General features: G+C 61.0%; 32 protein-coding genes and 1 tRNA gene. 19 read left to right on the top strand and 14 right to left on the bottom strand.

The window, feature by feature from the left end:
* The first annotated feature begins 18 nt into the window (after positions 1 to 18).
* The 5 genes from WT53_RS17215 to WT53_RS33555 all read left to right on the top strand — a co-directional run bounded on the left by WT53_RS17215 (position 19) and on the right by WT53_RS33555 (position 3179).
* Entirely contained in the window at positions 19 to 630 is a 612-nt protein-coding gene (locus WT53_RS17215) for a glutathione S-transferase N-terminal domain-containing protein (protein WP_006400565.1), read from the top strand.
* Between the two features lie 71 nt (positions 631 to 701).
* The gene (locus WT53_RS17210) at positions 702 to 1223 is read left to right on the top strand and encodes a ClpXP protease specificity-enhancing factor (protein ID WP_027809263.1); all 522 of its coding nucleotides are present in this window, start codon (positions 702 to 704) and stop codon (positions 1221 to 1223) included.
* Between the two features lie 18 nt (positions 1224 to 1241).
* Positions 1242 to 1317, top strand: a tRNA-Thr gene (locus tag WT53_RS17205).
* A 157-nt stretch (positions 1318 to 1474) separates the two neighbouring features.
* Positions 1475 to 2491, top strand: coding sequence for a hypothetical protein (locus tag WT53_RS33560; RefSeq protein WP_156447891.1), 1017 nt, complete (start codon positions 1475 to 1477; stop codon positions 2489 to 2491).
* Position 2492: 1 nt separating this feature from the next.
* Positions 2493 to 3179: a hypothetical protein gene (locus WT53_RS33555; RefSeq protein WP_156447890.1), complete on the top strand. Its 687-nt coding sequence runs from the start codon at positions 2493 to 2495 to the stop codon at positions 3177 to 3179.
* A gap of 4 nt (positions 3180 to 3183) precedes the next feature.
* On the opposite strand, the gene WT53_RS17200 is transcribed toward WT53_RS33555, so the two are convergent.
* From WT53_RS17200 to WT53_RS17160, 10 genes are all read right to left on the bottom strand, one after another.
* Positions 3184 to 4161, bottom strand: a complete 978-nt coding sequence (locus WT53_RS17200; protein WP_218921413.1) for a tyrosine-type recombinase/integrase — start codon at positions 4159 to 4161, stop codon at positions 3184 to 3186.
* Positions 4162 to 4206: 45 nt separating this feature from the next.
* On the bottom strand, positions 4207 to 4422 hold the full coding sequence (locus WT53_RS32525) for a DUF4224 domain-containing protein (RefSeq protein WP_082727505.1): 216 nt from the start codon (positions 4420 to 4422) through the stop codon (positions 4207 to 4209).
* A 10-nt stretch (positions 4423 to 4432) separates the two neighbouring features.
* A complete protein-coding gene (locus tag WT53_RS17195; protein ID WP_060260811.1) occupies positions 4433 to 5212 on the bottom strand; it encodes a hypothetical protein in 780 nt (259 codons plus the stop codon).
* A 468-nt stretch (positions 5213 to 5680) separates the two neighbouring features.
* Positions 5681 to 7015 (bottom strand): type II secretion system protein GspD, encoded by a 1335-nt coding sequence (locus WT53_RS17190; protein WP_060260807.1) that lies wholly within the window; start codon positions 7013 to 7015, stop codon positions 5681 to 5683.
* Complete coding sequence (locus tag WT53_RS17185; RefSeq protein ID WP_060260804.1) at positions 7012 to 8109, bottom strand: zonular occludens toxin domain-containing protein; 1098 nt, start codon at positions 8107 to 8109, stop codon at positions 7012 to 7014. Before WT53_RS17185 ends, WT53_RS17190 begins: the two co-directional genes overlap by 4 nt.
* Positions 8110 to 8113: 4 nt before the next feature.
* Positions 8114 to 8407 carry a hypothetical protein gene (locus WT53_RS17180; protein WP_060260799.1) on the bottom strand — a complete coding sequence of 98 codons (294 nt, stop codon included), beginning with the start codon at positions 8405 to 8407 and terminating at the stop codon, positions 8114 to 8116.
* A 9-nt stretch (positions 8408 to 8416) separates the two neighbouring features.
* On the bottom strand, positions 8417 to 9994 hold the full coding sequence (locus WT53_RS33550) for a hypothetical protein (protein ID WP_156447889.1): 1578 nt from the start codon (positions 9992 to 9994) through the stop codon (positions 8417 to 8419).
* A gap of 153 nt (positions 9995 to 10147) precedes the next feature.
* On the bottom strand, positions 10148 to 10387 hold the full coding sequence (locus tag WT53_RS17170; protein WP_060260791.1) for a major capsid protein: 240 nt from the start codon (positions 10385 to 10387) through the stop codon (positions 10148 to 10150).
* 41 nt (positions 10388 to 10428) lie between these two features.
* Positions 10429 to 10725 (bottom strand): hypothetical protein, encoded by a 297-nt coding sequence (locus WT53_RS17165; protein WP_257127843.1) that lies wholly within the window; start codon positions 10723 to 10725, stop codon positions 10429 to 10431.
* A gap of 7 nt (positions 10726 to 10732) precedes the next feature.
* Positions 10733 to 11047, bottom strand: a complete 315-nt coding sequence (locus tag WT53_RS17160) for a hypothetical protein (RefSeq protein ID WP_060260895.1) — start codon at positions 11045 to 11047, stop codon at positions 10733 to 10735.
* Between the two features lie 129 nt (positions 11048 to 11176).
* Between WT53_RS17160 and WT53_RS17155 the strand changes: the two genes are divergently transcribed.
* From WT53_RS17155 to WT53_RS17150, 3 genes are all read left to right on the top strand, one after another.
* Entirely contained in the window at positions 11177 to 11845 is a 669-nt protein-coding gene (locus WT53_RS17155; RefSeq protein WP_060260788.1) for a hypothetical protein, read from the top strand.
* Positions 11846 to 11915: 70 nt separating this feature from the next.
* Positions 11916 to 12149, top strand: a complete 234-nt coding sequence (locus WT53_RS34430) for a type II toxin-antitoxin system MqsA family antitoxin (RefSeq protein WP_082727504.1) — start codon at positions 11916 to 11918, stop codon at positions 12147 to 12149.
* A gap of 896 nt (positions 12150 to 13045) precedes the next feature.
* Complete coding sequence (locus tag WT53_RS17150; protein WP_027783368.1) at positions 13046 to 13249, top strand: hypothetical protein; 204 nt, start codon at positions 13046 to 13048, stop codon at positions 13247 to 13249.
* Positions 13250 to 13308: 59 nt separating this feature from the next.
* On the opposite strand, the gene WT53_RS17145 is transcribed toward WT53_RS17150, so the two are convergent.
* Complete coding sequence (locus WT53_RS17145) at positions 13309 to 14109, bottom strand: transporter substrate-binding domain-containing protein (RefSeq protein WP_011546588.1); 801 nt, start codon at positions 14107 to 14109, stop codon at positions 13309 to 13311.
* Between the two features lie 234 nt (positions 14110 to 14343).
* On the opposite strand from WT53_RS17145, the gene WT53_RS17140 reads away from it, so the two are divergent.
* The 4 genes from WT53_RS17140 to WT53_RS17125 all read left to right on the top strand — a co-directional run bounded on the left by WT53_RS17140 (position 14344) and on the right by WT53_RS17125 (position 15930).
* Positions 14344 to 14724: an Imm10 family immunity protein gene (locus tag WT53_RS17140; protein ID WP_060260785.1), complete on the top strand. Its 381-nt coding sequence runs from the start codon at positions 14344 to 14346 to the stop codon at positions 14722 to 14724.
* A 105-nt stretch (positions 14725 to 14829) separates the two neighbouring features.
* The gene (locus WT53_RS17135) at positions 14830 to 15147 is read left to right on the top strand and encodes a hypothetical protein (protein ID WP_059795171.1); all 318 of its coding nucleotides are present in this window, start codon (positions 14830 to 14832) and stop codon (positions 15145 to 15147) included.
* A gap of 14 nt (positions 15148 to 15161) precedes the next feature.
* Positions 15162 to 15566 carry an Imm1 family immunity protein gene (locus WT53_RS17130; RefSeq protein WP_179949027.1) on the top strand — a complete coding sequence of 135 codons (405 nt, stop codon included), beginning with the start codon at positions 15162 to 15164 and terminating at the stop codon, positions 15564 to 15566.
* Between the two features lie 28 nt (positions 15567 to 15594).
* Complete coding sequence (locus WT53_RS17125) at positions 15595 to 15930, top strand: hypothetical protein (protein ID WP_060260779.1); 336 nt, start codon at positions 15595 to 15597, stop codon at positions 15928 to 15930.
* A 114-nt stretch (positions 15931 to 16044) separates the two neighbouring features.
* Here the strand turns inward: WT53_RS17125 and icmH are convergent, their stop codons facing one another.
* The 3 genes from icmH to tssJ all read right to left on the bottom strand — a co-directional run bounded on the left by icmH (position 16045) and on the right by tssJ (position 18884).
* Positions 16045 to 16827 (bottom strand): type IVB secretion system protein IcmH/DotU, encoded by a 783-nt coding sequence (gene icmH / locus WT53_RS17120; RefSeq protein WP_034209792.1) that lies wholly within the window; start codon positions 16825 to 16827, stop codon positions 16045 to 16047.
* Positions 16824 to 18170, bottom strand: a complete 1347-nt coding sequence (gene tssK / locus WT53_RS17115; RefSeq protein ID WP_034209793.1) for a type VI secretion system baseplate subunit TssK — start codon at positions 18168 to 18170, stop codon at positions 16824 to 16826. Before tssK ends, icmH begins: the two co-directional genes overlap by 4 nt.
* A 102-nt stretch (positions 18171 to 18272) precedes the next feature.
* Positions 18273 to 18884, bottom strand: coding sequence for a type VI secretion system lipoprotein TssJ (tssJ, locus tag WT53_RS17110; RefSeq protein ID WP_034209794.1), 612 nt, complete (start codon positions 18882 to 18884; stop codon positions 18273 to 18275).
* 374 nt (positions 18885 to 19258) lie between these two features.
* On the opposite strand from tssJ, the gene WT53_RS17105 reads away from it, so the two are divergent.
* The 7 genes from WT53_RS17105 to tssG all read left to right on the top strand — a co-directional run bounded on the left by WT53_RS17105 (position 19259) and on the right by tssG (position 26037).
* Complete coding sequence (locus WT53_RS17105; RefSeq protein WP_034209795.1) at positions 19259 to 19885, top strand: M48 family metallopeptidase; 627 nt, start codon at positions 19259 to 19261, stop codon at positions 19883 to 19885.
* A 46-nt stretch (positions 19886 to 19931) separates the two neighbouring features.
* A complete protein-coding gene (gene tssB, locus WT53_RS17100) occupies positions 19932 to 20447 on the top strand; it encodes a type VI secretion system contractile sheath small subunit (protein WP_059780292.1) in 516 nt (171 codons plus the stop codon).
* Positions 20448 to 20462: 15 nt separating this feature from the next.
* Entirely contained in the window at positions 20463 to 21953 is a 1491-nt protein-coding gene (gene tssC, locus WT53_RS17095; RefSeq protein ID WP_034209797.1) for a type VI secretion system contractile sheath large subunit, read from the top strand.
* A gap of 70 nt (positions 21954 to 22023) precedes the next feature.
* Complete coding sequence (locus tag WT53_RS17090; RefSeq protein ID WP_059780291.1) at positions 22024 to 22527, top strand: type VI secretion system tube protein Hcp; 504 nt, start codon at positions 22024 to 22026, stop codon at positions 22525 to 22527.
* 48 nt (positions 22528 to 22575) lie between these two features.
* Positions 22576 to 23061, top strand: a complete 486-nt coding sequence (gene tssE, locus WT53_RS17085) for a type VI secretion system baseplate subunit TssE (RefSeq protein ID WP_034209799.1) — start codon at positions 22576 to 22578, stop codon at positions 23059 to 23061.
* A gap of 76 nt (positions 23062 to 23137) precedes the next feature.
* Complete coding sequence (tssF, locus tag WT53_RS17080; protein WP_034209800.1) at positions 23138 to 24973, top strand: type VI secretion system baseplate subunit TssF; 1836 nt, start codon at positions 23138 to 23140, stop codon at positions 24971 to 24973.
* Positions 24937 to 26037 carry a type VI secretion system baseplate subunit TssG gene (gene tssG, locus WT53_RS17075; RefSeq protein WP_034209801.1) on the top strand — a complete coding sequence of 367 codons (1101 nt, stop codon included), beginning with the start codon at positions 24937 to 24939 and terminating at the stop codon, positions 26035 to 26037. The genes tssF and tssG overlap by 37 nt, the downstream gene beginning before the upstream one ends.
* The last annotated feature ends 2 nt before the right edge of the window (positions 26038 to 26039 follow it).

Raw genomic sequence — 26039 nt, 5'->3', positions numbered from 1 at the left:
TTTTGAGGAAACGCAAATATGATGGTTCTGTATTCCGGCACAACTTGCCCGTTCTCCCAGCGTTGCCGGCTGGTGCTGTTCGAGAAGGGCATGGACTTCGAAATCCGTGACGTCGACCTGTTCAACAAGCCGGAAGACATTTCGGTGATGAACCCGTACGGTCAGGTGCCGATCCTGGTCGAGCGCGACCTGATCCTGTACGAATCGAACATCATCAACGAGTACATCGACGAGCGCTTCCCGCACCCGCAACTGATGCCGGCCGACCCGGTGCAGCGCGCGCGTGCGCGCCTGTTCCTGCTCAACTTCGAGAAGGAACTGTTCGTCCACGTCAGCACGCTCGAGAACGAGAAGGGCAAGGCGGCGGAGAAGAATCACGAGAAGGCTCGCCTCGCGATCCGCGATCGCCTGACGCAGCTCGCGCCGATCTTCGTGAAGAACAAGTACATGCTCGGCGAGGAGTTCTCGATGCTCGACGTCGCGATCGCACCGCTGCTGTGGCGCCTGGATCACTACGGGATCGAGCTGTCGAAGAACGCCGCGCCGCTGATGAAGTATGCCGAGCGGATCTTCAGCCGTCCGGCCTACATCGAAGCACTGACGCCGTCCGAAAAGGTCATGCGTCGTTAACGTTGCAATGAAGGCATGACGGAGCGGGCGGCGCGGCGTGCCGCGTGCCCGCTCCGGGTTCGAGGATTGTGATGCAAGAGATTTCAACGAAGCCTTATCTGCTGCGCGCGTTGTACGAGTGGTGCACCGATAACGGTTACACGCCGCATATCGCGGTGAGGGTCGACAACTCGACGCGCGTGCCGCGTCAGTTCGTGCGTGACGGCGAGATCGTGCTCAACATCAGCTTCGAGGCGACGAGCCAGTTGCAGATGGGCAACGAGTGGATCGAGTTCACGGCCCGGTTCTCCGGGAAGGCGCACAAGATCGAGATTCCGGTTGCCAACGTGCTCGCGATCTATGCGCGCGAGAACGGGCAGGGCATGGCGTTCCAGGTCGATGCGGTCGCAGGCGAAGGCGAGGATTCGGGCGCGTTCGACGATGACGCCGTGCCGGCCGATGACGCGCAGCGCGACGAGTCCGTCTCGCCGTTGGCGCCGGTCGCCGACAGCGGCGCGAACGAGGAGCCGTCCGAAGGGGCCGACGAACCGCCGAAAACCGACGGCGACGGCTCGAAAGGCGGCAGCAGACCTCGCCTCAAGATCGTGAAATGAGGTAGAATCTCGCGCTACGCCGGCTTAGCTCATCTGGTAGAGCAGTTGATTTGTAATCATCAGGTGGCGGGTTCGAGTCCTGCAGCCGGCACCAATCTGTAAAAGGGCTCGCGCAATAGCGCGGGCCCTTTTTTTGGTCTACAAACGCTTGGTCGTTCTACAATCGAGATAAGCGAAGCGCGGGGCAGCTGCATCTAGGGGGCCGTCTGTCCGGCATGGATGCAGCGCGTGTGGTGACAACGGAGAGGCGCATGACAAAGAAAAAGATCTTCGTAATTATGCCGTTCGTAACTGCGAATTCTCGCAACGAATCGTCGCTCACCAGTTTCTTCAACGACTACATCAAACACCCAATCGAATCAGCCAGAGGGTTGGCCAGCGAGTACGTTGTCCACCGATCCGGTAACTCGTTTACGATCCTCGACACGATTATCGAGGACATCGCTAAAGCTGACGTGGTGATTTGCGATCTGTCCGGGGAGGCTGCTAACCCTAACGTGATGTTCGAACTTGGGTTGCGATTGGCCACATCGCCGAAACCGACGATCTTGATTCGGGAAGAGAGCAGCACGAATAAAAAGATTTTTGATGTAAGTGGTCTTTACACTCACCCATATAGTCTTACTGCAACGCGTGATCTAGAGCGATTTCTCGTCGAAAAACTGGCCGAGTACGAAACGAATCACGATAGTTACGAATCGCCGGTTCTCAAGATCCTAAATCATCGTGCCGCATTTTGGATGATGTTGCCGGTTCGTAAAGCGTCTGCCTTCCTTGGCGGAATCGCGAGTGCTGCCGATGCCTGTTTGGATATATTCGCAAAAGCCCTCGAGCTTCATCTGGCTTCAAAGAATTGTCCCGTGCGAATCAATGATTCGTCAATGGTGTTCAAAACGATCGGTGAGCTATCTGATCCAACATTGTTGGATGATTTTAACTACAATATATCATCCATTCCATCTCTCGATTCCTATTTGTCGTCAGTCTACCTGCTTGGCTTGGTCGAGGATGACGTCGAAAAGCAATTTCGGCGTTACGCGATGGCATATTCGTTGAATTTCAATCGCGGGAATTCAGCGCTTTTTGCTTCTAGTCGATTCGAAGAATTCATGGGGTATGCATACGAGACGCTCATGTTAATGAATCTATCTCGTATCATTATCAATATTTTGGATCGTCGACAGGGCGGAACTGAGCGGATGGAGTTGGTCAAGAAGTTTTTTACCACTATCGAGAAAAGTAATCTGGCTGAATTCGGGGAGCAGTAAGATGGCGGATTATGTAAGAAAGACGATTCTGTCGCAGGGCTACGCGCATATTCAAAGAAAATCCCTGACCCCAGAGGAAAAGACGGAATTCGAACTGGCGCTGCGCACGTATCAGGAAAGTCGGGCGAAATTAATGATGTCGTCGTCGATTGTTCCCGAGGTAAAAACCAAAGACGGTTCGGTGAAGGTCTATGCAACCGTTTACGGCTCTTTGACTGATGCGATAGGTGATTTGTCAGATGGATTCATGAGTGCGCTTAATGCACTTTATGTGTCATCAAAAATGCTTGCGGATGCGTGCGTGTTAGAGGGGTTGTTTCTGTCGAAAGCTCCTCGTAAAAGCCTCACGCGCTCCGAAGCTCGAACCGGTGTTGTCAAGACGACTAAAGATTTATTTGACATGACTTCGGCGGCGGCAAATTCGTTTTCAGATGACGGTTCAAAGAAGATTATGGGTGCCTTGCTGAATATCGAGAATAAGGCCACGTTTCTCAATGTGCAATTAGACGACCCAAGAGATAAAAGATTGGTTTGGTCAAATTTTCTGGTTGCGCTCGCTAAATTGCCAAAAAAGCCGACAAAATTGAACGCTTCAGAGGATAAGTCACGGCTTGATGCTTACACATTTAAGGTTGAGACGATTGTTAAGCTGGTTCAGAATTTTGTAAAACAAGTAGAAGGGCAGTAGTGGTTTATTTTGTCGGCGTAACTCTCTTCCCTCGCTTTCTTACGTAATGCTCGGTCATGGCGACACTGCCATGTCCGAGCAATGCTTGAGCCTCGCGGATATCACTAAATGCCTCCTTGTCAGTCCCGGCCTTCGCGCGTAAGTCGCGGAATTGGAACGCTGATTTTTCAATTCCTGCGGCTTCTCTCGCGCGGTCGAACCTGAAACGTAGCCCCGCGCTACCAAGAGGACGGCCCGCCTCATCGACAATCAACGCAGTCGACCTTATCTTGTAGGACGCTTTCCGTACGGCGATGCGGCTCAAGAGCGTCGCCAGTTCGCCGCTTATTTCAATTCGTAAGACGGTGCGCGTTTTGTTTTGCCGTACTTCGACTACCCCGTCTCGAATGTGGCGCTCGTCAATTTTGAGTACATCCGCAGGCCTTTGTCCTGTCAGATACGCCAAATCCATCGCATCGCGAAGCGCTTGGTCCGCCTTGTTCCACAGCAAACGATAAAGGTGATCGTCGACGTAGACGTCCCGACCAACCTCCTTGTGTTTCCTGATTCCCATACACGGATTCGGTTGGTCGGTCGCTCCCCATTCCCGCGCCATGTTGAAGATGTGGGAAAACAGTGCGACCTCCCGATTCGCAGCCACCGGATACGAGCGACGCCAGTCAAGGTACTTACGAATGTGAATCGGCTTTATCTCATCGAGCAACGCCGGAGGGTTGTCAAAAAACTCAAAGAGCCGTTCTAGTTGAATCATGTTTGTGCGCTGCGTTTCTCGGGCTTTCTTTGGTAGCACCTCACACTGATAACGTTGAGCAACGTGTCTGAACGTGATCATAGCCAGCTTATCGCGGTTGCCCTGCTCCAGGTCAGCATACCTGCGCAGAGCCTCCACAAAATCCGATCCGAGGGCAATCCAGCGACGCGGTTTGCCTCCCATGTCATAGTAATAGTATGTCTTGCCGCGCAACTTTTGCTTTAACCGCATTCGGGGCGGCAAATGGAGATTCTTTGTTGGCCTGCGTCCCACCCATCATCCTCCTAGAACAGCGGGGCTCCAACCGGAGCGAGTACCGCCTTCCGATCGACCTACAATGCTCGTGCGCCCCTCGATAGCAGACCGAGCAACGACGGCGCGTCCGCAAGCATTGATGAAAAACGGTACGCCCATGCGTCGAAGAGCTTCCACTTGCTTGGACTTGACCTTTCTACCGGTAAGTACTGCTAATTCAAGTGGAGACAAAAACATGTCTGTCACGTCAAGCCTCCATTGTTGATAACCAGAAGCAACCAAGTTCTTCGTTCCAGTATGTCTGGCACCGATCTAGAGTTGCTCCTACCTTGCTCGCAGCTTCAAACGCAGTCTTGATGGCCCCGACGACATCGTTGAAAACCAAGTGAGCAATCGGATGCAGCGCTGGTACCTCCACGCCTCGACTCGTCCAATATCGCTTCTCGTTGAGTGCGTGCTCCGCGAAGTCTTTCGTTATGTATTTGCTCAGATACGAGGCAAGCTTGTGCCTAAGCCCCTTTTGTCGGAACGGATTTCGGACATCGATGTTTCCGTTGTCTTCTCCGACAATGTGTCGCCAGATCGACCGCAGCACTCGATAGTTCTGTCGGCCCTTCACGGCAACATGTAGGTGCCACGCGCCACGCTTTTGCCGCTCCGCTACCGCCACGTACTGAAAATCTTGAATCCGGCTGAGGCGTCTGCGGAGCGCGTCAAAATCCTTCTTGAGGCGGACCTTATCAATCATGTTTTCTCTATAGGTCAGCGTAATCATCCGGTCTGCGCCAATCGCCTTACAGCGAAGACGAACCTGCTGCTTCGCGCGCTTCGCGGCATCCATAAGGTTCTGCTCGGTATTCTCCGATTCCCCGCGCTTGGCACGCGGTAACGTACTCAGGCGCTGCGCGCCCATGTAGCGATCAAACCGCGTGGCCGTGATTTCAACTTGTCCGTCGCCGAAATTGCGACCGCGGACCACCCACTCCCGGCGAAAAGCCGAGAAATCTCCTATACTGCCGTCGTGCATTGCAACTCATCCTTGTAATGCTGTTGTCAGAGCCTCGAACCGTTGCAGCGGTCGGGGCTTTTTTTCGTCGCGTTAAATCGATCAGGACTACGTTGGAGATTGAAGTTCTGTATCGAACATAGTTCTAGGCAAAGCTATGTCCCAATTCCTACGCGAGTTCGGCGGCCTGCGTTCAACCTCATACGTTAAGTGTCCCTGATATAAATCTAGGCGCGCTTCGCGCGCCCGGCTGTCCTCGCTGCTCGCTGCGGGCAGGCGGGCGCGTGAAGCGTTCGCTCGCTACCCAGTTCACCGCCGCTGTTCGGCATGGGTTGTGCCGTCCCATGGCCGTCACAACCCACACCGAAGCGTGAGGCGGTGTAGCCTGCGTCAAGGCCAAGCCGCTGCGCGGTCGGCTGCGCCGAGCCTTGACACATGCGCATGCGTGTCCGGCTACGATCAGCACACAATCGTTTGCGACTCCGCTCCTTAAATCTTCGATACCTGCAAAACCAAAACGATGTCTGAACGTGAGCGCACGACGTTGCGTCCGTCCAGAAATGACGGTAGCCAGCGGATTCCGCTCGTCAGCGTCGAATCTTTCCCCTGGCTCAGCCCGCCCATCACCACTACCTCGCCGTCCCGCAGCGCCATGCTCGTTTCGGACTTGCGCGTGTTCTTGGTCGGCGAGTTATTGACGCCCGTACTGGTCTTCTGGAAGTCCGAAATCTCGACCGTCACATCGGTATCGATCACGTCACCACGCACGGTCGGCTGCACATCGAAAATGATCCCAGCGTCCTGATACGCCACAGACTGCACCGGCGCACCGCTTGAGTTCGGGTACGAAACCGAGTCAATGACCGGCACCGACTGGCCCACGTTCAACCGCCCATGCTTGCCTGACTCCACGCGCAGGTTCGGCGACGTGACCACGTGAAATCGGCTGTCCGAGTCGAGTGCCGCGATCGCCGCATCGAGTACGCCGGTATGAAGCCGAAGTGCGTTCGCGTTCTGATCCACCGTGCCTGCGCCGAGCGAAATCCCCAGACGCCCCCCCAGCAGGTTTGCCGCGAGTTGGAAGCCCGTCGTACGATCATTCTCAGTCGAGACCTCATACACCCAGGCTCGGATCGCCACCTCGCCCGTCTTGGTGTCGACTTGCGGCAGCACCGACTTCAGCATCGCGATTTCCTTCTCCGAGCCGAGAAATACCATCGTGTCCGATGACTGATCGACCATCGCTGCGGCTGAAGTGGACGGCGCATCTGATTTCGCCCGCGCACCGGGAGGCGCAGGCACCGCACGGTTCATCGTGAACTGACCACTAAACAGCGGCTGTACCAGACGTGCGAGATAGTCCGCAGTCCGGTACTTCGGCACGTAAACGAACGCTTGCTTGTCCGGTTCCTTTTTGTCGTCTTCCTTGCGCTTGAACACGTAATCGACGCCATTTTTCGTGACCATGCCAAACCCGAGCGACGCAAGGAAGTCGCCCAACACGTCGCGAATGTCGCCCTTGGAACGGTCGAACCGAAACGACACCGTGCGCGTATCCGCCAGCACGTCGGGCGTAATCACGTACTGCGACTGCAGCATGTCCGCATACACCAGATCGATCACCTGAGCGACGTTGACGAAACGCAGATCGACCGACTTCGCATTGCCCATCTTCAACGGCATCAGCGGCGGCGCAGGCAACGGCCCAACCCCGCCCGACAGACCCACGACGGATGGCAACGGCGGCATCGAAGCCGGCACCGGCGACTCAGCACCCCAGCTCGCGCCCGCAACGAAGAGCAGCACCGAGAAAAGAATCCTCATTTCGCTGCCCCGCCCAGCCCTACACCGCCGGCAACGGACAGCTTCGCACCCGAAAACGTCGACACCTGCTCGCCATCGATCGTCCCAACTCGCACCACACCGGTGTTTTGGAACATAGACGGGCTTTCCATCCGCAACCGCCCCGAGCTATCAGCCACCACCACCCACGCGCGGCCCGGACCGCTGTAGCTCCCGACGATGCGCCAACTTTCCGAAAACGACGGCTTAGAACCGCCTCCAGCGCCTCCGGACATCCCCGCCGACCCTGTAGCGCTCGGCGCAGCCGCCTGAGGGGTCGTGGCGGCCGCCGTCGTACCATGCGCGGCCCGATGGAAGAACGACCAGAGGAACCGCACCGACACGACCGGCATCACCGCCAGTAGCGCTACGATCAGCCACATCCGCTTGTTGCGCAGGATGTTCTGCCGCTTGTCGACCACCACCTCCTTGCCACCCACGCCCGCATAGCTCTTGTAAAGCGGAAAAATCTCCTTGCTGTACTTGCGTACGTAGGTGCCGACCCGCGTCTTGCTATTCTGCTTCCACCCCTCGTACTGCTCGACGCGGTAGCCTGACGACAGCCCCAGCGACTTGAGCTTATGCATCCGGAACGACAGCTCCACGACCGGCTTGACCTTGCGATGCAGGTCACCAATGTCCTGTACCATCAGCACCACGTCGCAGGCCACGCCAGTCTCGGCGTGCGTGAAGTGCCGGTGCATGCGAAAAAATGCCATGTGCTCATCGGAAATCTTCTTGTCCGAGTTCCACAGCTTCCACGCCTCGTCTACCACCACCAGATCGCCCGCCTGCACGAACCCCGGCGTAACAGTCGCCCCCTCCGGCGACTCATGCTCAACCGGAAAGAACGCGGGCACCAAAAAGTCATCGGTACGCACGTACACCACTGCGCCGAACGCAGTGCCGTCGCCGCGCCCCTTGCTAACGAGAAACTCGTGAATGCGCTCGTTGTTAATGCCGTCCACGTTGGTAACGACACGCCGCCCGCTGGCAATCGCGTCAAGGAGCGGACCCTGCACGACCTCATACGACTTACCCGATCCCTGCACACCGCAATATGCATTTATCGCCATCACGTCACCCGATGATCGGCAGACGCCGAATAATGAAGCGCGTCACGTAGGCCGACACTAGCAGCGGCGCGCCGTAGCTGAACGCACACAGATCGAGGAAATACCAAACGTCATTGCCGATCGCGCCCAACGCCCCGGCCACCGACGCCGCCGATGGCAAAATGCCTGCCGACTGCAACAGCGACACAGCTTCGGTCACGAAGAAGTACAGCGCGAAATATAGAAAGAACTTCGCGATCACCGAGCGCAGCAGAAAACCGAGCGCAACATTGGCCGCGGATACCAGAATCGCAAACATGCTTCTCCCTTACGCGCGCAGCACGATGAAAAGCGCGGCCAGCGTGAACATTGCCGCGAACGCCGTATAGATCGCCGTGCGATTCGACTCGGCTAGATCGCACTGTGCCGTCAGCGTGAACGAATGACCTAGCACCGAAAATGACGGTTCCGGACAAACCGCACCATGCGAAGGCACCGACCAGTGCTTCAGGTCTGGTAGCAGGTTCAACAGCGGGGACAGGATCATCGAAATCGTCGGCGTCGCTTCCAACGACGGCGGCGCCACACCCGGATCGGCACCCAGGTCCACCGACACCTTGTTGACTACATTCACGTTCGGCGTATTGACGACATTCACATTGCTGCCGGGCGTCGCACTCGGATTGCTGCCGGGATTTGGCGCTGACACATCCCCCGGCTGCACGGTCGGGCTGATCGTCACCGTAGACACGCCTGGATCGGTCGCCGGACGGAACAGGTCGCCGATGTTTGGCACCGCAGTCGGATTCGCCATCGCCCACGGCTGAACGTCCTGATAGCTGATCGGCTGCGTCACCGAATACGGAAGCCCCTGATAGCCCGGTTGATTTGCTGCCTGCTGCCACGTCTGGTTCGCGAGCTGCGCGAGCGTCATCGGGTCAAGCGGCTGACTCAGCGAGGCCGGCGACAACTGCGGATAAATCGCCGACAGATCGCTACCGCTGATCGGCGCGACCCCCGGCCCCGGCGTCCACCACGTCGCTGGCTGGCTGTTGGTCTGCGTCACTGGAATGTCGAAATTACCGGACGCACTGTTGAATTCCATGTGCGTAATCGTCCGGCTCTCCATCAGCGTCTGCGACGTGCCGTTAGCGTTCGGCTGAAAATTCACCGCCACGCTTTGCACCGCCGAACACGACGCAATCATCGACGGCCCGCCAGTGCTGCCGCCGTTGCAGTTGTATTGCTGCTCGTACAAATCGAACGACTGCACCGCGCCAATGCTCGCTGCCACCAGCGCCAACGAGCCATAGTTGCGCACGAAATTCAAACCGCTCGTCCCGGACGCAGGTAACGCTGGATAACCCGCGCAACTGGAATCACTCGCCATGCACGAACTCGTCCGGTACACCTGCATCCCGAGCGTGGTTGCCCCGTAATTGAACGGCGACTGCATCGCCCCAGCCACGGGCGGCGTCGGCTGGTACATCGGGCCGGTATAGACCGGCAACGCGGGGGCAGGCTGGCTCGCCGAAATCGTCTTGCCATCAAGCGAGCGCGACAGCGACACGCTCCCCGCATACAAAGCGGACCCTGCAGCGAGAATGCCAACTCCCGCCGCAATCGTCAGCCACACTGGCGCACCCAAGAATCCAAGTCCCACAGCAGCCCCCGTACTCACAACATTAAGCGCCGTCGAAACCTGCCCCATGCCAGCCAACGTCGCCGCAATACGCGGATCATTGGCCGCGAATCCACGCGAGATCGCCACACGAGAAATGATGGCCGCTTCCGCCCGATTGATGACAAAGTTCTCGACCGGCGCCAGCAACGCCTGAGCGTGCGCGACCTGCGCGCCAAGCAAACAACCGAGCGAGACGAACAACACCGCATTTCTGATCCGCATCACGACTCCTTGAAACCGACGATCACGGCCCACGCGCAGACCATGCCGAAGATGAACATCACCAGATACCAAGCGCTATTCGAATCCACGACGCCTCCCCCAACGAAAACGGGGGCGACAGCCCCCGCAACGCAATGCCGCGTGGCCCGAGACTTACGCGCCGCGAACCATGCCGATCAAGATTTTTGCGCCCTTGATTGCGATATACACGGTGATCACCGTCGCAGCGACAGCGAGAATGCCGGTCGTCACGGTCGAAAAGTCAATGCCGCTCGTGAGCGTCGAGAAGTCGGGTGCGGTCGTTGCGGCGTGTGCTTCGATGGCAGATGCAACACCGGCCACGACTGCCGAATGAGTTGCAATGGACTTGAGTTGTTTCAGTTTTTCTTTCATATCGTACTCCTAAAAAAGCGGTCTTAGCCGCGGACGATGAACTAGGCGCGCCGTACGAAATTCACAATCGCGCCCGCGCCGTGGCTCACCAGCCATACCGAAATGATCGTGGTGAACGCCACGCCCCAAAAGCCAGCCGCAGCGATGTAGTCGAACGGCTGAGCTATCGAGTCGATGTACCCCGCACTGTCTGGCGTAAGTACGTATGCCTGTTGTTGCTGAAGATGGAAGCTCTGCCCGTTGGTAGGCGGACAGATCTGTTGATCAATTGCCGTTACTTGGTCAGATACCAGAGCTGGTGCACAGACAAGCACGGCTTGAATGGACCCGGCAGCCATTTGCGCCTTATGCGGCCTTGGCGTCAGGTTTGGGTTGTGCGCGCACGTTTCCGTACGGCACAAGGGAGACAATGCGCGGCACAAGTCGCCCCGCGTCTTGGCCATTGCCCTGTGCGAGCGAGAATTCCGCAAGGTATTCCCCGGCGGGTCGGTCAGCCAGGGCTTCGGGAAGATTGATGACACCGACGACGATGTTTGATGCGCCGTCCACAGACTGTTCCAGGATGCACTGTGCTTCCCGGATGGTGTACGGGCGCTGGGTCTTTTGAGATACGCCGCTGCGCACGTTGATGCTCAGAATGGTCAGCTTTTGCTTGCTCATAGAGGTTTCCTTTGAGGTCGTTTCCGCGTCGGCTAGCACGGTAGAATAGATCGATGGAAATTTTGCGTGGGTGAAATACACCCATGTGAAATATACCCACTTTGACATGGGTCTACAAGGGGAAAATTCGTGCGCCATGACATTTCGAGCAGGACGCTGGCCGTACTTCGGGCCGTAACGTCCGAACGACGCCGCTATAAGGAGCTGGAGGAGTGGACCGGCATCCCGGCGACCAACTGGCAAAGTGCGGCGAAGGGGAAGCAGAAGCCGACCGCTGTGATGATCGAGGCCCTGTCCCGGCGGTGGCCCAAGTACGCCTTTTGGATAGCGACGGGCCTTACCGACCCTGAAAACGGCCACACGGCACCACCTGGCGCATATACGTCGCGTCAAGGCATATCGCCACCGGAGGTTGAGCAGCTCACGGAGAAGTATTTCGACGCAGTTACGCTGCTGCAAGATCACTTCTATGGGCCGGACGAATCGATTGAGCAGCCAACGTGGAAGTCGCACAGCGCCACTTCGGCGCAACCCATCGGCCCTGGACAATCGACGGATGGATCGAAAGCAAGCACCACGCTTGGCGCAGCGATAGCGTGGCTTGCTCACCAGCGAAGGCTTGAATCCCTGCGCGAGCAATTCAAGGACGCCCCGATCGAGAACGATGATCCACGGAAGCTCATTGCGTTGATTGATGAGCTGCGCTTGGCCCGTGCCGATGACGCTCTCCAATTGAGCAAAAAGCCGTTTGGCACATCGCTTGTGTCACAAAAGAGTTCGAAACGTGGGCAGCAGTGACTCCTATCGAACATTCGGCACGTCGAGTGATGCCATCGACAATCGGGCGTCGCTCATCTGAGGAGCTTTTATGATCTGTCCGGCTTGCGGCGCATCCGAGCTAACGCGCGACACGCGTAACGTATCCTTTTCTTACAAGGGTAGAACCACCGTAATTCTTGGGCTGACTGGTGATTTCTGTGAGAAATGCGGAGACAGCTTGCTCGTGAAGACGGACGGGGATCGTTTCGTTGAGGAGGCGCTGCGGTTTCGGCTTCGCGTCGACGAACAAATTGCACATGGCTCCGAGGACGCCGGTAGTTGATGCGCCGTGCGCTGAAGAACTCCCGGTGCGCTGAAGAACTCCCGAAACGCTGACAAACGACGTTCTACAAACAGGAGAGGGCGCTAACACTGGTGCCCGTTTGCCAGCGGGACTTTCCTCATGTTTGTAGACTAGATTTCTACCTAAGTCGTTGTTTTTTCAAATGGTTGGCGAAGCTTTGTAATCATCAGGTGGCGGGTTCGAGTCCTGCAGCCGGCACCACATTGAACGAAGGGCCGGGAGATTTGTTCTCCCGGCCCTTCGTCTTTTCTGGCGCACTTCTCGCGTCTCGAGAGAATCAATTCGGCTGCACTATTGCGTCTGACCAACGTATGCAGAAGAGCAAGTAGGGTTCTCGGATGTCCAGGATTGCGTTGTCGTTGTCCGATTCGAACAGAACTTTGGGTTGCCCATCGCTCGCGCATCGGGCTATGTGACGACAAGCTCTCGACGTGCTCGAACCCGACGGCGTCAAACCTACGCCAATGCGTCCGATGCGGTTGAGCAATTGCGAAAGGCAAAGCGAAGCCGGGGCGGCTTCACGAACAGTTCACGCAGGACTGACGCAGTTTTTCGATTCTGCTCGAAGTCCATGCTCGACGTGCGACCACGCATATCAGTTGCAGCACGCACCCTGCGGTGGACGGCCGCCGTCGTTTCGCCCCCGTTTCGCTGTCACGCCTGCGTCACGGTGCACCCCTAACGTTACGTTCCCGTCGCGGCGACCTTGCCCGATCGCGACCGCGCAACCTGCAGGCGACGACGTGCCCGCGTCGCCTGCAAACCACCGGGATCTCGCTCCCGGCGCCGCAGCGATCATGCATCGCGCCATTTCCCTCGAAAACACGATCGACGCCGGTTCGGACCGGATCGCGGACGATCAGGAGACACGAACCATGCTGAGCCCGCATGAATTCTCGATGCTGCTGCGCATTGCACGTGCGCCGGACAGTGTCGATCAATCGAATCCCGCTTTCGCCGTGCTGGTCGAGAAGCGGTTGGTGGACCCGACGCAGGTGCGCGTGAATGCGGTGGCCGTGCGTCCGGCGCTGACGCCGATCGGCCAGATGCTGCTCGCGCGCTTCGACGAAGCGGCTTGAGGAGACGCGTCACGCCTTCGTCGACATGACCGGCGCGACGCGTCGAAGCGCCCGATCGCTTACTGCGCGACCGGCACCGTCACGTCGCTGCCGAACCAGTGCGTCGAGATCTTCTTCAGCGTGCCGTCCTTGCGCAGCGACTCGAGCGCGTCGTTGATCGCCTTCTCGAACTTCGGGTTGCCCTTACGGAACGGGATCGCCATTTCCTGCTTGCCGCCGTTCAGCACCGCCCCCGCGCGCAGCGGCAGGTTCGACGTCTTGATCATGTACGGCAGCATGAGGCGGTCGTCGAGCGTCGCCTCGATGCGGCCCGCGGCGAGATCGCGCAGCTTCTCCGGCGCGCCCGGATACGTCTGCACCTCGATGCCCGGCACGGTGCGCGCCATCTGGTCGTAGTTGGTGCCGAGCGTCACGCCGAGCTTCTTGCCCTTGAAATCGTCGAGCGACTTGAAGTTGCGCGTGTCGTCCTTGCGCTGGATCAGCTGCGCGGCCGAGTACGTGTACGGTTCGCTGAAGTCGAGCGCTTCCTTGCGCTGCGGCGTGATCGTGACCTGGTTGACGATCACGTCGAACTTGCCGGCCTGCAGGCCGGCGATGATGCCGCTCCATTCGGTCGGGATGAACTGCGTTTTCACGCCGAGCTTGCCGGCGACGGCGTTCGCGACGTCGACGTCGAAGCCCTCGAGCTGGCCGGACGTGCCGCGCGAATTGAACGGCGGATACGTGCCCTCGAGGCCGACGCGCAGCACGCCGGCTTTCTTCACGGAATCGAGCAGGTCGTCCGCGTGCGCGGCGACGGCCGTGAAGCCGAGGGCCGACGCGAGCAGCAGGCCCGACAACAGGAACTTCGAACGTTTCATCGCAGATCTCCAGTGTGCAGCGTGGGGTAATGAGCGCCGGGCGCGGTCGGGCCCGGCTGAGCCGAAATACGGGCACGTAGACACTACTCGCAACCGTGCCTTACCGGAAGTCGAAGTGGCCCTGATTGCAATCGATTTCACGAAAAACCGGTGACGTGCTCGCGCAGGCCGAATAATCTGACGAAAATAATGCGCCGGAGGGCGTCGAAATCATCGGGCCGGGAGCAGATCGACATGGATTTCAGTTTTTTCGCCGAGGTCGCGGCTTACACGTTCGAGGACGGCGTTCATGTCGTCGGCGTGGCGGATCGCGACCCGCCGACACACTACGTGATCCTGCAGCGCGGTGCCGAAGACGACGAACGAGACGAGGCGCTCGGCCTCGGCACGTATTACATGGAAGTGTGCGAGAGCGGGGTGGCCGGCTATGGCGGTGTCGAGTCCGTCTCGTTGCGCGGAGAAATGCTGGATATCCAGCTGGCGCCGGATGCGCGATGGGCGCAAGGGCTGGCGCGGGTCACGATCGTGGTGCGCGCGACGGACGGACTGGAACACGTGAAGCAGGGGTTGGCGGCGGTTTTTGCGGGAACACCGGTCACGCTGCGCATCGACTGACGCGCGCGCGGAGGCGGGCGCGCCGGGAATTGGCATAATGACGGCCTGCCGCGGGTCGCGCGCGGCCGATGCAACGCAATCAATCCGGATACCACCGCAATACCCATGTCGCTCGATTCACCTAGCGCAGTGTCGCTGCACCATATTCTCGAACGTCCCGGCGATTTCTCCGGGTGGCTTTACCTGCCGCCGATGCCGTGGACGCTCGACACCGAGGGCGCGTTTTTCGAAGATGCCGATGACGCGCAAGCGGACGTTGCGTCTGCCATCGCGGCCGGGCCTGGCTGGAAGGTCACGCTGGACAGCGCGACGATCGAGGACATCGTGATCAACGCGCACGATCAGGTCGACGAGCCGAGCGTCGCGCAATTGCTCGATGCGTTCGTCTTCTACGTCGAGAACGACGCGTTCATCCTGTTATGACGACGGGCCGGCGAATGCGAACGACGATCGTGATCGAGGAAGCGATCGTCGGCAACCGTTCGCACGTGACGGAGGCGCCGTGCGACGATCCCGCGCTGGCGATCGCGGCCGTCGAACGACTGAATGGCCACGATCGCTCGACCGTCGCCTTCGAAGCGAGCGACGCAACGGTGATGACGATCGGCGGTGGCGACGACGGTCGATATGTCGTCTTCATCGCATCGGAGATCGACGCAGCGTTGCTGACCCTGACGACGCCCGAGGCGCCGGCAGATGAAACGATCGAACTCGTGGCAGGCGGGCAGCGAGGCACCTATCCGGCGCGGCAGTGCGTTGACCGCGCGACGGCGGCGCAGGCGGCTGCCCATTTCGTATCGACCGGCGGCGCCGATCCGCGGTTGTGCTGGCAACCCGGCTGACTCGCCGCAAGACAGGAAGAAAACGAACATGGCCGACGATCCGGCAGTGCTGCGCGCGCAACAGGATGCCGTTTGCGCACGTTACGGGCTGCATGCGGTCGAACCCGAAGACATGGTTGCCGTCGCGATGTCGACGCTCGGGCGCATGCCCGTCTACGGCATGCGCATCGCGCTGTCCGAAGGCGACAACGTCGGCTGGTACTTCCATTGCGGCGAATACAGCGACGCCGCCGACTTCTATCAGCCCGTGCACGCCGCGCACTTGTCGACCTGCCTGCCATGGGTTCTGCCTTATCTGCGGTTGCCGCCAGGCGCACGCTTCATCATCGACGATGCCGGCTACGAAGACGTCTGGATGGCGTGACGAATCGGTACGCCGTCGGTCTTCTTCAGTTGTCCGGACAAAGCCGACAGAAGCGAAAAAGGACCGCCAAGCGGTCCTTTTCCCATGAAACGGCGTTCGAAAAACGTATGCCCGTTACGGCAGCGAAATCGTCAAATTAGCCGACTCCGGCCCGACCTTGATCACCTGCGAATAGGGCGCGAGCGTCTGCAGCGTCTTGTCCTTCAGATACGTGTTGAGCCCGATGAACGCGAGCAGCGCGACGAGCGCGAAAACCGCCCCGATCGCCCACACCGGCACCTCGCGCTTCAGTCGATGCGCGATCTGATCGGGCAGCGGCCAATGCGGCGCGAACGGCGCGCGCTTGCCCTTCATGTGCGCGATCTCGTCGCCGAGCCGCGCGGTCAGATACGCGAGCTTTTCCGGCCCCTCGAGCAGGTACTTGCCCTGGAAGCCGAGCAGCAGGCACATATGGAACACCTCGAGCGACTGCAGTCGGGCCGCACCCTGCGCACGACCTTCCTCGAGATACTGAAAGAACTTCTCGCCCGCGAGTTGCTCGCCGAACAGCACGAGTTGCAGCGGCCGGCGTTCCCAGTCGGTCCTGATCTTGAACTGCGACGACAGCACCATCTCGTCGATGGCCGCGCAGAACGCGAACTTCGCGCCGTACACGTCCTCGGCGGCGATGTTCAGCTTCTTCGCGCCGCGCTCGAAATCCGACAGGAATTCCTGGATCCGCGTGCTGAACTCGCTGGCGCTGTCCGGTTCCCGCCCGTTCTTGAGCAGGAACAGCATGAAGAACCCGTCGTACAGCAAATCGAGCAACGAGCGGGCTTGGAACGCGGAGTCCGTCGACGCCGGGCTATGCTGGGGCGGCGGCACGTTGTCGCCGAACAGGGAGGGCGCGTAGCTCATGATGTGACCGCGATCAGTTCGAATTTCAGGTCATTGATGCCAGTCGGCGCGTAGATCATCGCGGACTGGGCCTGCAGCATGCGCTCGTACAGCGGGCTGCGCGAATCGAGCGCGAAGTAGCACGCGCCGGGGCGCACCGGAATCGCGGGCGGCACCTGCGGCGTGTACGACAGCCGCACGCCGGGCATGGCCGACAGCACGAGCTTGTCGACGTCGTCGGGCGCACCGACCTTGAAGCGGGCCGGCACCGCATCGACGAGCTCGACGCTCGGCATGTCCGCCGACACCGCGAGGTAGAACTCGGTCTTGTCGTCGATCTTGCCGGAATCGAGGCGGCCGAGGTGGAACGACGGGCGCACCTCGTCGAGCGTGATCGCGAAATAGCGCGTCGAGATCACGGTGTCGAGCAATTCGCGCAGCATCAGGTCGAGACGCGCGAAGCTCGGCCCGGGATCGTCGTGGCGGTACACGGGCAGGTCGGCGAGCGTATAGCCCTTCGAAAACGTCATCAATTGACCGGCGAGGCGCAGCAGTTCGTGGAACAGCCGCTCCGGATGCAGCGCCGCGTGCTGGTGCAGGTGCGCGAGCGTCGCGAACGCGGCGTTCGCGGTGTGCAGCAGCCAGAACGACGCGATGTCGCCGGAGCGGAATTCGATGATGTTCTTCGACGGCTCGCGGTGAAAGCCGTACAGCGCGTTCACCTTCGCCTGCAGTGCGTCGACCAGTTGGCGCAGCCGCTGGTGCAGGATCGGCGACGCTTCGATCGCGAGGCAGGGCGGCACGAAGCTGTCGTCGATCTCGAAACCGGACGTCGCGGTGCGGCGCACGCGCACGAGCGGCACGGACAGCAACTGGTCGCGCGGCTCGCTGTGCGCGATCAGCTTGACCTGCGTCTTCAGGAACGTGATGTCGGCTTCGGCGGCGTCGGTGAAGTTGTCGGCGACGCTCGTCTGCTCGCTGACGAACCGCGTCATGAAGCCGGCGGCCGGATCGTCGCTGTAGTTGGTGCCGTTCTCGCGCAGCGGGTGCAGCGCGAGATAGAACACGAATTCGTTGATGCCGTCGGGCAACGTATCCAGCGCGATCGGCGGCGGCAGGTCGTCGGCCTGCGGCGCGGCATACAGCGCGCCGTCCGGGAACACGAGCGCGAGCTCGGCCACCCGCAGCACGTTGCTGCCGAGCGCGTCGCGGTCGATGCGCACCGAGCGCACGCCCCAGTTGTACGGCTGGATCGCCTGGATGGACTCGAACAGGCGCGCCTCGTGGTACGCGTCCTGCCGCTGAAAGTGTTGAGGCCGAAGGAACAGCCCTTCCCCCCACAGCACCTTGGCCGAATAACTCATGTCAAATCCGGTTAATGTGGCGTTGCGATGTAATCGATTTGTTCGTGCCCGAATTAAATCGCCAATTGTTAACTCTTGTTAATTGACATTCGTGCGTCATGTTTAACCGCAGGAGACCGAAGACAGCATATTCAGCGGTTGCGACGGCGCACCCTGCTGCGGAGCGATGACCGTACCGTCGGTGACCGTCATCGCGCAATTATGCAGGCCGACGATTATGCCGGATTTCTCCGACTTCACCGGATCGAACGTCAGTTTCCATCGTTGTATTGCGGGATCGCGGAACAGCGCGACGATGCCGAATGCCTGCGCTTCACGCGACACCTTCTCGGTTGCCGTATAGCGCTGGCCCGGAATCAGCGTGATTTCGCGCACATTCAGCAGATCGGCGCCGAGTGCGGCTTTTTCCTTGGTCGGATCGGTAAATGCGTCGAACGGCGCTTGCTGGAACGAGGTCGGGTCCTTCAGCGCATAGAGCCGGACGACGAGCGCGAGCGGCTTGTGGTCGGTCGCGGCATTCAGGTTCGGCGCGGCGGCCAGCGTGAGGCCGATGTTGCGCGGCGGCTTCTGCGCGTCGGGCACCTCGGGCTTGCCGATGCCGGCCGCGGACATCACGGCGCTGGCGGCCGAGCCGAGCAGCGGGGCGGCCGCGCATCCGGCCAGAAGGGCGCACGCAACCAGCGGCAGCGCGTAGCGAATCATGGACGATCTCATCGTTTTTCCGGCGTGCCGCCTTTATCCCTGTCAAAACTGCCGGGATATTGCCGCGTTCGCTGCGTATCCCCGACATTGCATCGTTCAACTATTAAGCCCGCCCGCGCCAGGCAAGCGTTCGGAAATTTTTTCCGCCATCCGGGCGGCGGGTCGTGCGGCCAGTAAAACTTGCGCATTCCGGTCGAAAGGAAAAACCGCCGCGAGCCCGCGGCGAGAGGCCATTCGAGGGGGTAGCGCCCGGTTTTAAAAGGAATTACTCTTCACACGACGATTGAATTATGAAAAATTGATCGGTACTATACCCGCGCGCTTCTTGCAAAGCAAAAGAACCAGATTCTCAACGATTTAAAACTCACGCGCCGGTGGATATAACGATGAAAGACCGTCTGTTCGCAAAACTGTCTGGGGTAGTGGTGGCTTGCGGCGTGATCGCCGGCTGTGCGAGCCAGCCTCCCGCGCCGCCGACTGCGGAAGTGTTCAACAAGTCGCTGGCCGATGCAGACGCCGTCGCGAAGGCGGGGGACCAGGACAAGGCGCTCGGCCTGTACCAGCAGCTCGCGAAGTCGGATCCGACGCGCGAGGAACCGTGGTCGCGCATCGCGCAAATCCAGTTCGCACAAAACCATTACGGGCAGGCGATCGTCGCCGCCCAGGAAGCGCTGCAGCGCGACGCGACCGATCGTCAGGCGAAGAGCGTGCTGGCCGTCGCCGGCCTGCGGATCGCGACGCAGTCGCTCGGCGAGCTGCGCCAGGACGCGTCGCTCGCGGGCGACGCGAAGTCCGACGCGCAGGCGCTCGCGAAGCAACTGCGCGACACGCTCGGCGAATCGGCGCTGTTCCCGCCGGAAACGAAGGTCGCGAAACCGCGCCCGCCGCGCCGGGTCGTCCATCGTCCGAAGGGCGGTGCCGCACCGGCCGCCGAGGCGGCGGCGTCGACCACGCCGACGCCGCCCGCGGCGCAAAAGGGCAGCGCGGATCCGTTCGGCGCACTGCGCAACTGAAACCGCAACTGACGCGATAACCACAACTAACCTGGGAGCCGTCGAGATGGCCAAGAAAGAAAGCATTCAGAAAAGCTTGCAGAAAATACGGCCGCCGCGCGTCCAGCTGACCTACGAGGTCGAGAAGGGCGATGCGATCGAGGTGAAGGAACTGCCGTTCGTCGTCGGGGTCGTCGGCGATCTGGCGGGCCAGTCCGAGATCGAGCAGCCGAAGCTGCGCGACCGCAAGTTCGTCAATATCGACCGCGACAATTTCGACGACGTGATGAAGGCGATCGAGCCGCGTGCCGCGTTCCAGGTGGAAAACCGCCTGAGCCCGGAAGGCGGCAAGTTCGCGGTCGACCTGAAGTTCCGCTCGCTGTCGGATTTCAGCCCGGACCAGGTCGTCGAACAGGTCGAGCCGCTGCGCCGCCTGCTCGAGGCGCGCTCGAAGCTCGCCGACCTGCGCAACAAGCTCGCCGGCAACGACAAGCTCGAGGATCTGCTGTCCGAGGTGCTGAAGAACACGCAGCAGCTGCAGGAGCTCGCGAAGGGCACCGGCGGCGACAAAGACGGCGAATGACGACGGAGTGTTGAGATGAACCAGCAAACGGCTGCGGCCCAAGCGAGCGGCGCGGAATACGCCGCCGGGACTTCGTTGCTCGACGACATCGTCGAGAAGAGCAAGGTCGCGAAATCCGATTCCGAGCATGCGCGTGCGAAGGACCTGATCGGCGAACTCGTGCACCAGGTGCTCGACGGCACGGTGATCGTGTCGGACAACCTGTCGGCCACGATCGACGCACGCGTCGCGGAACTCGACCGCCTGATTTCCACGCAGCTTTCCGCCGTGATGCACGCGCCGGAATTCCAGCGCCTCGAAAGCACGTGGCGCGGGATGGACTATCTGGTCAAGGAAAGCAACACGGGCCAGACGATCAAGATCAAGGCGCTGCACGCACCGAAGCGCGACCTCGTGCGCGACTTCAAGGGCGCGAGCGAGTTCGACCAGAGCGCGCTGTTCAAGAAGGTCTACGAAGAGGAATTCGGCACGTTCGGCGGCTCGCCGTTCGGTGCGCTGATCGGCGATTACGAGATCTCGCGCCAGCCGGAAGACATGTACTTCATCGAGCAGATGTCGCACGTCGCGGCGGCCGCGCATGCGCCGTTCATCGCGTCGGCGTCGCCGGAACTGCTCGGTCTCGAGTCATTCGCCGACCTCGGCAAGCCGCGCGACCTCGGCAAGGTGTTCGATACCGTCGAATACGCGAAGTGGAAGTCGTTCCGCGACGCCGAGGATTCGCGCTACGTCGGCCTGACGCTGCCGCGCTTCCTCGGCCGCCTGCCGTTCAATCCGAAGGACGGCCAGACCGCGGAGAACTTCAACTTCGTCGAGGAAGTCGACGGCACCGATCACGACAAGTACCTGTGGTGCAACGCGGCATGGGCCTTCGCGGCGCGCCTGACGGCCGCGTTCGACGACTTCGGCTGGTGCGCGGCGATCCGCGGCGTCGAAGGTGGCGGCCTCGTCGAGGATCTGCCGACCCACACGTTCAAGACCGACGACGGTGAAGTCGCGCTGAAGTGCCCGACCGAGATCGCGATCACCGATCGCCGCGAGAAGGAGCTGAGCGACCTCGGCTTCATCCCGCTCGTCCATTGCAAGAATTCAGATTACGCCGCGTTCTTCGCTGCGCAATCGGTGCAGAAGCCGAAAAAATACAGCACCGACAGCGCGAACGCGAATGCCGTCCTGTCCGCCCAGCTTCAGTACATCTTCTCGGTATCGCGTGTCGCGCACTACCTGAAGGCGATGATGCGGGACAAGATCGGCAGCTTCGCATCGGCGCAGAACGTGGAGACTTTCCTCAACCGGTGGATTTCGCAATACGTCCTGCTCGACGACAACGCCTCGCAGGAACAGAAAGCGCAATTTCCGCTGCGCGAGGCATCCATACAAGTGTCGGAGATTCCGGGCAAGCCGGGTTCGTATCGTTCGGTCGCGTTCCTGCGTCCGCACTTTCAGCTCGACGAACTCTCGATTTCTCTGCGACTTGTCGCTGATCTGCCCAAACCGGCAAATTCATAAGCGAGTAAATCGCCCGGGCGGGCCGCCTGGGTAGGACGTTAAAACCACCTCTTTGGGGAGTCGAAGGGCCATGTTACATATGCACTTGCAGTTTGGTAGTCCCGCGGTGAAGGGCGAGTCCGCGGACAAAGACCATCAGGGCTGGATCGAACTGAAATCGTGGGATCACTCGATCATTCAGCCGCGTTCGGCAACCGCATCGACCGCTGGCGGTCACACGATGACGCGTTGCGAGCACGGCGACATGATCTTCACGAAGGAAATCGATTCGTCGAGCCCGCTGCTGTATCAGCACGCTTCGGGCGGTACCACGTTCGACGAAGTGACGGTCCATTTCTCGCGCGCGGACGGTGAAGGCAAGCGCGTGCAGTATCTGGAAGTCAAGCTCAAGTACGTGATCATCTCGAGCATCGCGCCGAGCGTTCGCGAGGAAGGTCTGCCGCTCGAGACGTTCTCGCTGAAGTACGCAGCCGTGCAGTGGAAGCAAACCCAGCAGAAGATCGGCGGCAACCAGGGCGGCAACACGCAAGGCGCTTGGAGCCTGACGAAGAACGACAAGACCTACGCGGTCTAAGGTCGGTTGCGGCAACGGGGCGCGTCGCGTCCCGTTGCCGTTTTCGTCATGAAACGATTCGAACCCAGTTTTCTCGACAAGCTGTTCGACGACGAACCGCATCTGCCGGCAACGGCCGCGATGCGGCAATTGTCGCTGGACGAGCTCAAGAATACGGTCGCCCGCGACGTCGAGGCGATCCTCAACACCCGTATCGCGCACACCGAGGACGAGCTGGCCGCCCTGCCGGAATGCCAGAAATCGGTGCTGACCTACGGACTGAACGATTTCGCGGGGCTGAGCCTCGCGAGCCACTACGATCGCGCGTTCATCTGCAAGTCGATCCAGCAGGCCATCGCGCGCCACGAGCCGCGCCTGCAGCAGGTGCAGGTGACGTTCGAGCTGAACGAGCAAGCCACCAACGCGCTCTACTTCGCGATCCAGGCGCTGCTCGTCGTGCATCCGGCCGAGGAGCCGGTGAGTTTCGACGCGATGTTGCAACCGTCGACGCTGCAATATTCGGTCACGCGTGCACGCGCGGCACGAATGCAGTAAATCAAGCCGCCGAGCGGGCCGGACCGCCCGGTGGTCGATCAGGTCCGGCATGAAACATTGAGGTTCGGGGTCGTCGATGGAAGAGTTGCTGCCGTATTACGAACGCGAATTATCGTTTTTGCGGCGCTATTCGCGAGATTTCGCCGAACGCTATCCGAAGATCGCCGCGCGCCTCGCGCTGTCCGGCGAGCATTGCGAGGATCCGCACGTCGAGCGGATGATCGAATCGTTCGCGCTGCTCGGCGCGCGCATCAACAAGAAGCTCGACGACGACTACCCGGAATTCACCGAAGCGCTGCTGGAAGTGCTGTATCCGCACTACCTGCGGCCGTTTCCGTCGTGCTCGATCGCGCAGTTCACGCCGGCTTCGCCCGGCCAGCAGACCGAACCGGTCGTGGTCGATCGCGGCACCGAGCTGAAGAGCCGCCCGATCCGCGGCGTGCAATGCCGGTTCCGTACCGCCTACGACGTGACGCTCGCGCCGATCCGCATCTCGGAGGCGCGCTATACGCCGGTCGCGCTCGCGCCGAGCGCGACGGTGCTGCCGTCGAACGCGACGGGCGTGATCTCGATCACGTTCGAATCGCTCGCCGCGCAGCTCGATCTCGGCGCGCTGAAGGTGTCGACGCTGCGCGCGCATCTGCACGGCGAGCAGTCGTTCGTCGCCGCGCTGACCGACTGCCTGTTCGTCAACGTGCTCGGCGCGTACGTCGAGCCCGAACGCAACGGCCGCTGGACCGCGCTGCGCAAGCTGCCGATCGCGCAGGCCGGCTTCGCCGAAGACGACGCGCTGATCGACTATCCGGCGAAATCGCATCCCGCGTACCGGCTGCTCACCGAATACTTCGCGTTCCCCGACAAGTTCGATTTCGTCGACTTCGACCTCGCTGCGATCGCACGCGCGGCCGGCCGCTGCCAGCGCGTGACGCTGCACCTCGTGCTGCAGGACGTGCGCAGCGATTCGCACGTCGCGCGCCTGCTCGAGCTGCTGACGGCGAGCCATTTCCGGCTGTTCTGCACGCCGATCGTCAACCTGTTCCAGCAGCACGGCGAGCCGATCCGCATCACGCACCGCGCGGTATCGTATCCGGTGATCGCCGAGGCGCGGCGCGCGTTCGCGTACGAGGTGTACTCGATCGATTCGGTGAAGCTCGTCCGGCAGCAGGCGCACGAGGAATCGGTGATCGAGTTCCGGCCGTTCTATTCGCTGCATCACGGCGAATCGGCGCGGATCGGCCATTACTGGTTCGCGCGCCGCAACGACTGGGTCGCGCAGAAAAGCCCCGGCTACGAAACCGAGATCTCGATCGTCGACATCGACTTCGAGCCGACGTCGCCGCAGACCGACACGCTGAGCCTCGACCTCACCTGCACGAACCGCGACCTGCCGGCGATGCTGGCGTTCGGCCTCGAAGGCGGCGACCTGTTCCAGGAAGGCGGCGCGCAGACGAGCGGCATCTCGCTGCTGCGCCGCCCGACGCAAAGCGTGCGCTTCGAGCGCGGCCGCGCCGCGCACTGGCGGCTCGTGTCGCACCTCGCGCTCAACCACGTGTCGCTCGTCGCGCACGGCCTCGCGCCGCTGAAGGAAATGCTGACGCTGTACGACCTGCGACGCACCGCCGTGTCGATGCGCCAGATCGACGGCCTCGCGGGCATCGAGCAGCGCGGCGCCGTGCAGTGGCTGCCCGGCAAGCCGTTCGCGACGTTCGTGCGCGGCATCGAGATCCGGCTGACGATCGACGAGGAACACTTCGTCGGCGCGAGCCTCGCGTCGTTCGTGCGCGTGCTCGACAGCTTCTTCGGGCTGTACGTCCACCTCAACAGTTTCGTTCAATTGGTCGTCGTGTCGAAGCGCACCGGCGAGGAGATCATTCGATGCAAGCCCCGAACCGGCGAATCGATCCTGGCGTAGTCGACGCGCTGCTCGACGAGCCGCATCGCTTCGAGTTCTTTCAGGCGGTGCGCGTGCTCGAAGGGCTGTTCGCGCGGCAGGCGTCGGATGCGCCCGGCGCGTGGCGGCAAGGCGACGTGGTCGCGCAGCGCATCGCATTTCGCAACACGCTGTCGCTCGGCTTCCCGCCGAGCGAGATCGAGGGCGCGCGTTCGTACGACGACGACGGCACGCCGCTGAACTCTGACGCGCAGCGCGACGCCGCGCTGGCCGCCGGCGAGCTCGGCCGCGTCGAGCTGACGCCCGCGTTCTTCGGGCTGCTCGGCGGGCAGGGCGCGCTGCCGCTGCACTACACCGAGCAGATCGTCGCGCGCGAGCATCTGAGGCGCGACCACGCGGCGCGTGCGTTCTTCGACGTGTTCTCGAACCGCGCGACCGCGCTGTTCTATGCGGCGTGGAAGAAATACCGGCTGCCGTTCCATTACGAACTCGACCGCGACGAGCGCTACCTGCCGCTGCTGCTCGCGATCGCCGGCGTGCCGAGCGACGAGGTGCGCGACAGTCTCGCCGCCGGCCCGGGCGGCGTGCTCGACGAGGCCGTGGCCGGCTACGCGCTGGCCGCGCGGCACCGGCCGATGTCGGCGGCTTACCTGCAGCGCACGCTGTCCGATTACTTCCGCGTGCCGGTGAAGATCGACCAGTTCGTCGGCAAGTGGTACGACGTGCCGCACGATCAACTGAGCGTGCTCGGCGAAGTCAACGCGGTGCTCGGCGCGACGGCGCTCGTCGGCGAGCGCGTGTGGCAGCGCGACATGCGCGCGCGGATCGTCGTCGGCCCGCTGTCCAAGCGCGATTACGAGGCGTTCCTGCCCGGCGGCGCGCACGCCGTCGCGCTCGAGCGGATGCTGACGCTGCTCGCCGGCGTCACGCTCGAGTACGAGGTGAGGCTCGTGCTGAAGCGCACGGAAGTCGGCGCGAGCATGCTCGGCACGGGCTCGCGGCTCGGCTGGGATGCGTTCCTCTGCACGCGCGACGCCGCCGAAGACCGCTCCGACGCCCGCTACGAACTGCACGTGATTCACTGACC

The sequence above is a fragment of the Burkholderia sp. MSMB2157WGS genome (assembly GCF_001532755.1).
Classification (GTDB): domain Bacteria; phylum Pseudomonadota; class Gammaproteobacteria; order Burkholderiales; family Burkholderiaceae; genus Burkholderia.
The sequence above is the reverse complement of the archived record's forward strand: the minus strand, read 5'-3'. Positions and strand labels throughout refer to the sequence as shown.

What these genes read in the sequence shown, in the direction of transcription:
- WT53_RS17195 (WP_060260811.1), bottom strand. Translation starts at nt 5,212, where the DNA reads ATGCACGACGGCAGTATAGGAGATTTCTCGGCTTTTCGCCGGGAGTGG.
- WT53_RS17165 (WP_257127843.1), bottom strand. Translation starts at nt 10,725, where the DNA reads ATGGCTGCCGGGTCCATTCAAGCCGTGCTTGTCTGTGCACCAGCTCTG.
- WT53_RS17190 (WP_060260807.1), bottom strand. Translation starts at nt 7,015, where the DNA reads ATGAGGATTCTTTTCTCGGTGCTGCTCTTCGTTGCGGGCGCGAGCTGG.
- WT53_RS17140 (WP_060260785.1), top strand. Translation starts at nt 14,344, where the DNA reads ATGGATTTCAGTTTTTTCGCCGAGGTCGCGGCTTACACGTTCGAGGAC.
- WT53_RS17170 (WP_060260791.1), bottom strand. Translation starts at nt 10,387, where the DNA reads ATGAAAGAAAAACTGAAACAACTCAAGTCCATTGCAACTCATTCGGCA.
- tssG (WP_034209801.1), top strand. Translation starts at nt 24,937, where the DNA reads ATGCAAGCCCCGAACCGGCGAATCGATCCTGGCGTAGTCGACGCGCTG.
- WT53_RS33560 (WP_156447891.1), top strand. Translation starts at nt 1,475, where the DNA reads ATGACAAAGAAAAAGATCTTCGTAATTATGCCGTTCGTAACTGCGAAT.
- WT53_RS17150 (WP_027783368.1), top strand. Translation starts at nt 13,046, where the DNA reads ATGCTGAGCCCGCATGAATTCTCGATGCTGCTGCGCATTGCACGTGCG.
- tssC (WP_034209797.1), top strand. Translation starts at nt 20,463, where the DNA reads ATGAACCAGCAAACGGCTGCGGCCCAAGCGAGCGGCGCGGAATACGCC.
- tssF (WP_034209800.1), top strand. Translation starts at nt 23,138, where the DNA reads ATGGAAGAGTTGCTGCCGTATTACGAACGCGAATTATCGTTTTTGCGG.
- WT53_RS17125 (WP_060260779.1), top strand. Translation starts at nt 15,595, where the DNA reads ATGGCCGACGATCCGGCAGTGCTGCGCGCGCAACAGGATGCCGTTTGC.
- WT53_RS32525 (WP_082727505.1), bottom strand. Translation starts at nt 4,422, where the DNA reads ATGTTTTTGTCTCCACTTGAATTAGCAGTACTTACCGGTAGAAAGGTC.
- WT53_RS33550 (WP_156447889.1), bottom strand. Translation starts at nt 9,994, where the DNA reads ATGCGGATCAGAAATGCGGTGTTGTTCGTCTCGCTCGGTTGTTTGCTT.
- WT53_RS17105 (WP_034209795.1), top strand. Translation starts at nt 19,259, where the DNA reads ATGAAAGACCGTCTGTTCGCAAAACTGTCTGGGGTAGTGGTGGCTTGC.
- WT53_RS17185 (WP_060260804.1), bottom strand. Translation starts at nt 8,109, where the DNA reads ATGGCGATAAATGCATATTGCGGTGTGCAGGGATCGGGTAAGTCGTAT.
- WT53_RS17200 (WP_218921413.1), bottom strand. Translation starts at nt 4,161, where the DNA reads ATGCGGTTAAAGCAAAAGTTGCGCGGCAAGACATACTATTACTATGAC.
- tssB (WP_059780292.1), top strand. Translation starts at nt 19,932, where the DNA reads ATGGCCAAGAAAGAAAGCATTCAGAAAAGCTTGCAGAAAATACGGCCG.
- tssJ (WP_034209794.1), bottom strand. Translation starts at nt 18,884, where the DNA reads ATGAGATCGTCCATGATTCGCTACGCGCTGCCGCTGGTTGCGTGCGCC.
- WT53_RS17130 (WP_179949027.1), top strand. Translation starts at nt 15,162, where the DNA reads ATGCGAACGACGATCGTGATCGAGGAAGCGATCGTCGGCAACCGTTCG.
- WT53_RS17145 (WP_011546588.1), bottom strand. Translation starts at nt 14,109, where the DNA reads ATGAAACGTTCGAAGTTCCTGTTGTCGGGCCTGCTGCTCGCGTCGGCC.
- WT53_RS33555 (WP_156447890.1), top strand. Translation starts at nt 2,493, where the DNA reads ATGGCGGATTATGTAAGAAAGACGATTCTGTCGCAGGGCTACGCGCAT.
- tssE (WP_034209799.1), top strand. Translation starts at nt 22,576, where the DNA reads ATGAAACGATTCGAACCCAGTTTTCTCGACAAGCTGTTCGACGACGAA.
- icmH (WP_034209792.1), bottom strand. Translation starts at nt 16,827, where the DNA reads ATGAGCTACGCGCCCTCCCTGTTCGGCGACAACGTGCCGCCGCCCCAG.
- WT53_RS17090 (WP_059780291.1), top strand. Translation starts at nt 22,024, where the DNA reads ATGTTACATATGCACTTGCAGTTTGGTAGTCCCGCGGTGAAGGGCGAG.
- WT53_RS17210 (WP_027809263.1), top strand. Translation starts at nt 702, where the DNA reads ATGCAAGAGATTTCAACGAAGCCTTATCTGCTGCGCGCGTTGTACGAG.
- WT53_RS17135 (WP_059795171.1), top strand. Translation starts at nt 14,830, where the DNA reads ATGTCGCTCGATTCACCTAGCGCAGTGTCGCTGCACCATATTCTCGAA.
- WT53_RS17160 (WP_060260895.1), bottom strand. Translation starts at nt 11,047, where the DNA reads ATGAGCAAGCAAAAGCTGACCATTCTGAGCATCAACGTGCGCAGCGGC.
- tssK (WP_034209793.1), bottom strand. Translation starts at nt 18,170, where the DNA reads ATGAGTTATTCGGCCAAGGTGCTGTGGGGGGAAGGGCTGTTCCTTCGG.
- WT53_RS34430 (WP_082727504.1), top strand. Translation starts at nt 11,916, where the DNA reads ATGATCTGTCCGGCTTGCGGCGCATCCGAGCTAACGCGCGACACGCGT.
- WT53_RS17215 (WP_006400565.1), top strand. Translation starts at nt 19, where the DNA reads ATGATGGTTCTGTATTCCGGCACAACTTGCCCGTTCTCCCAGCGTTGC.
- WT53_RS17180 (WP_060260799.1), bottom strand. Translation starts at nt 8,407, where the DNA reads ATGTTTGCGATTCTGGTATCCGCGGCCAATGTTGCGCTCGGTTTTCTG.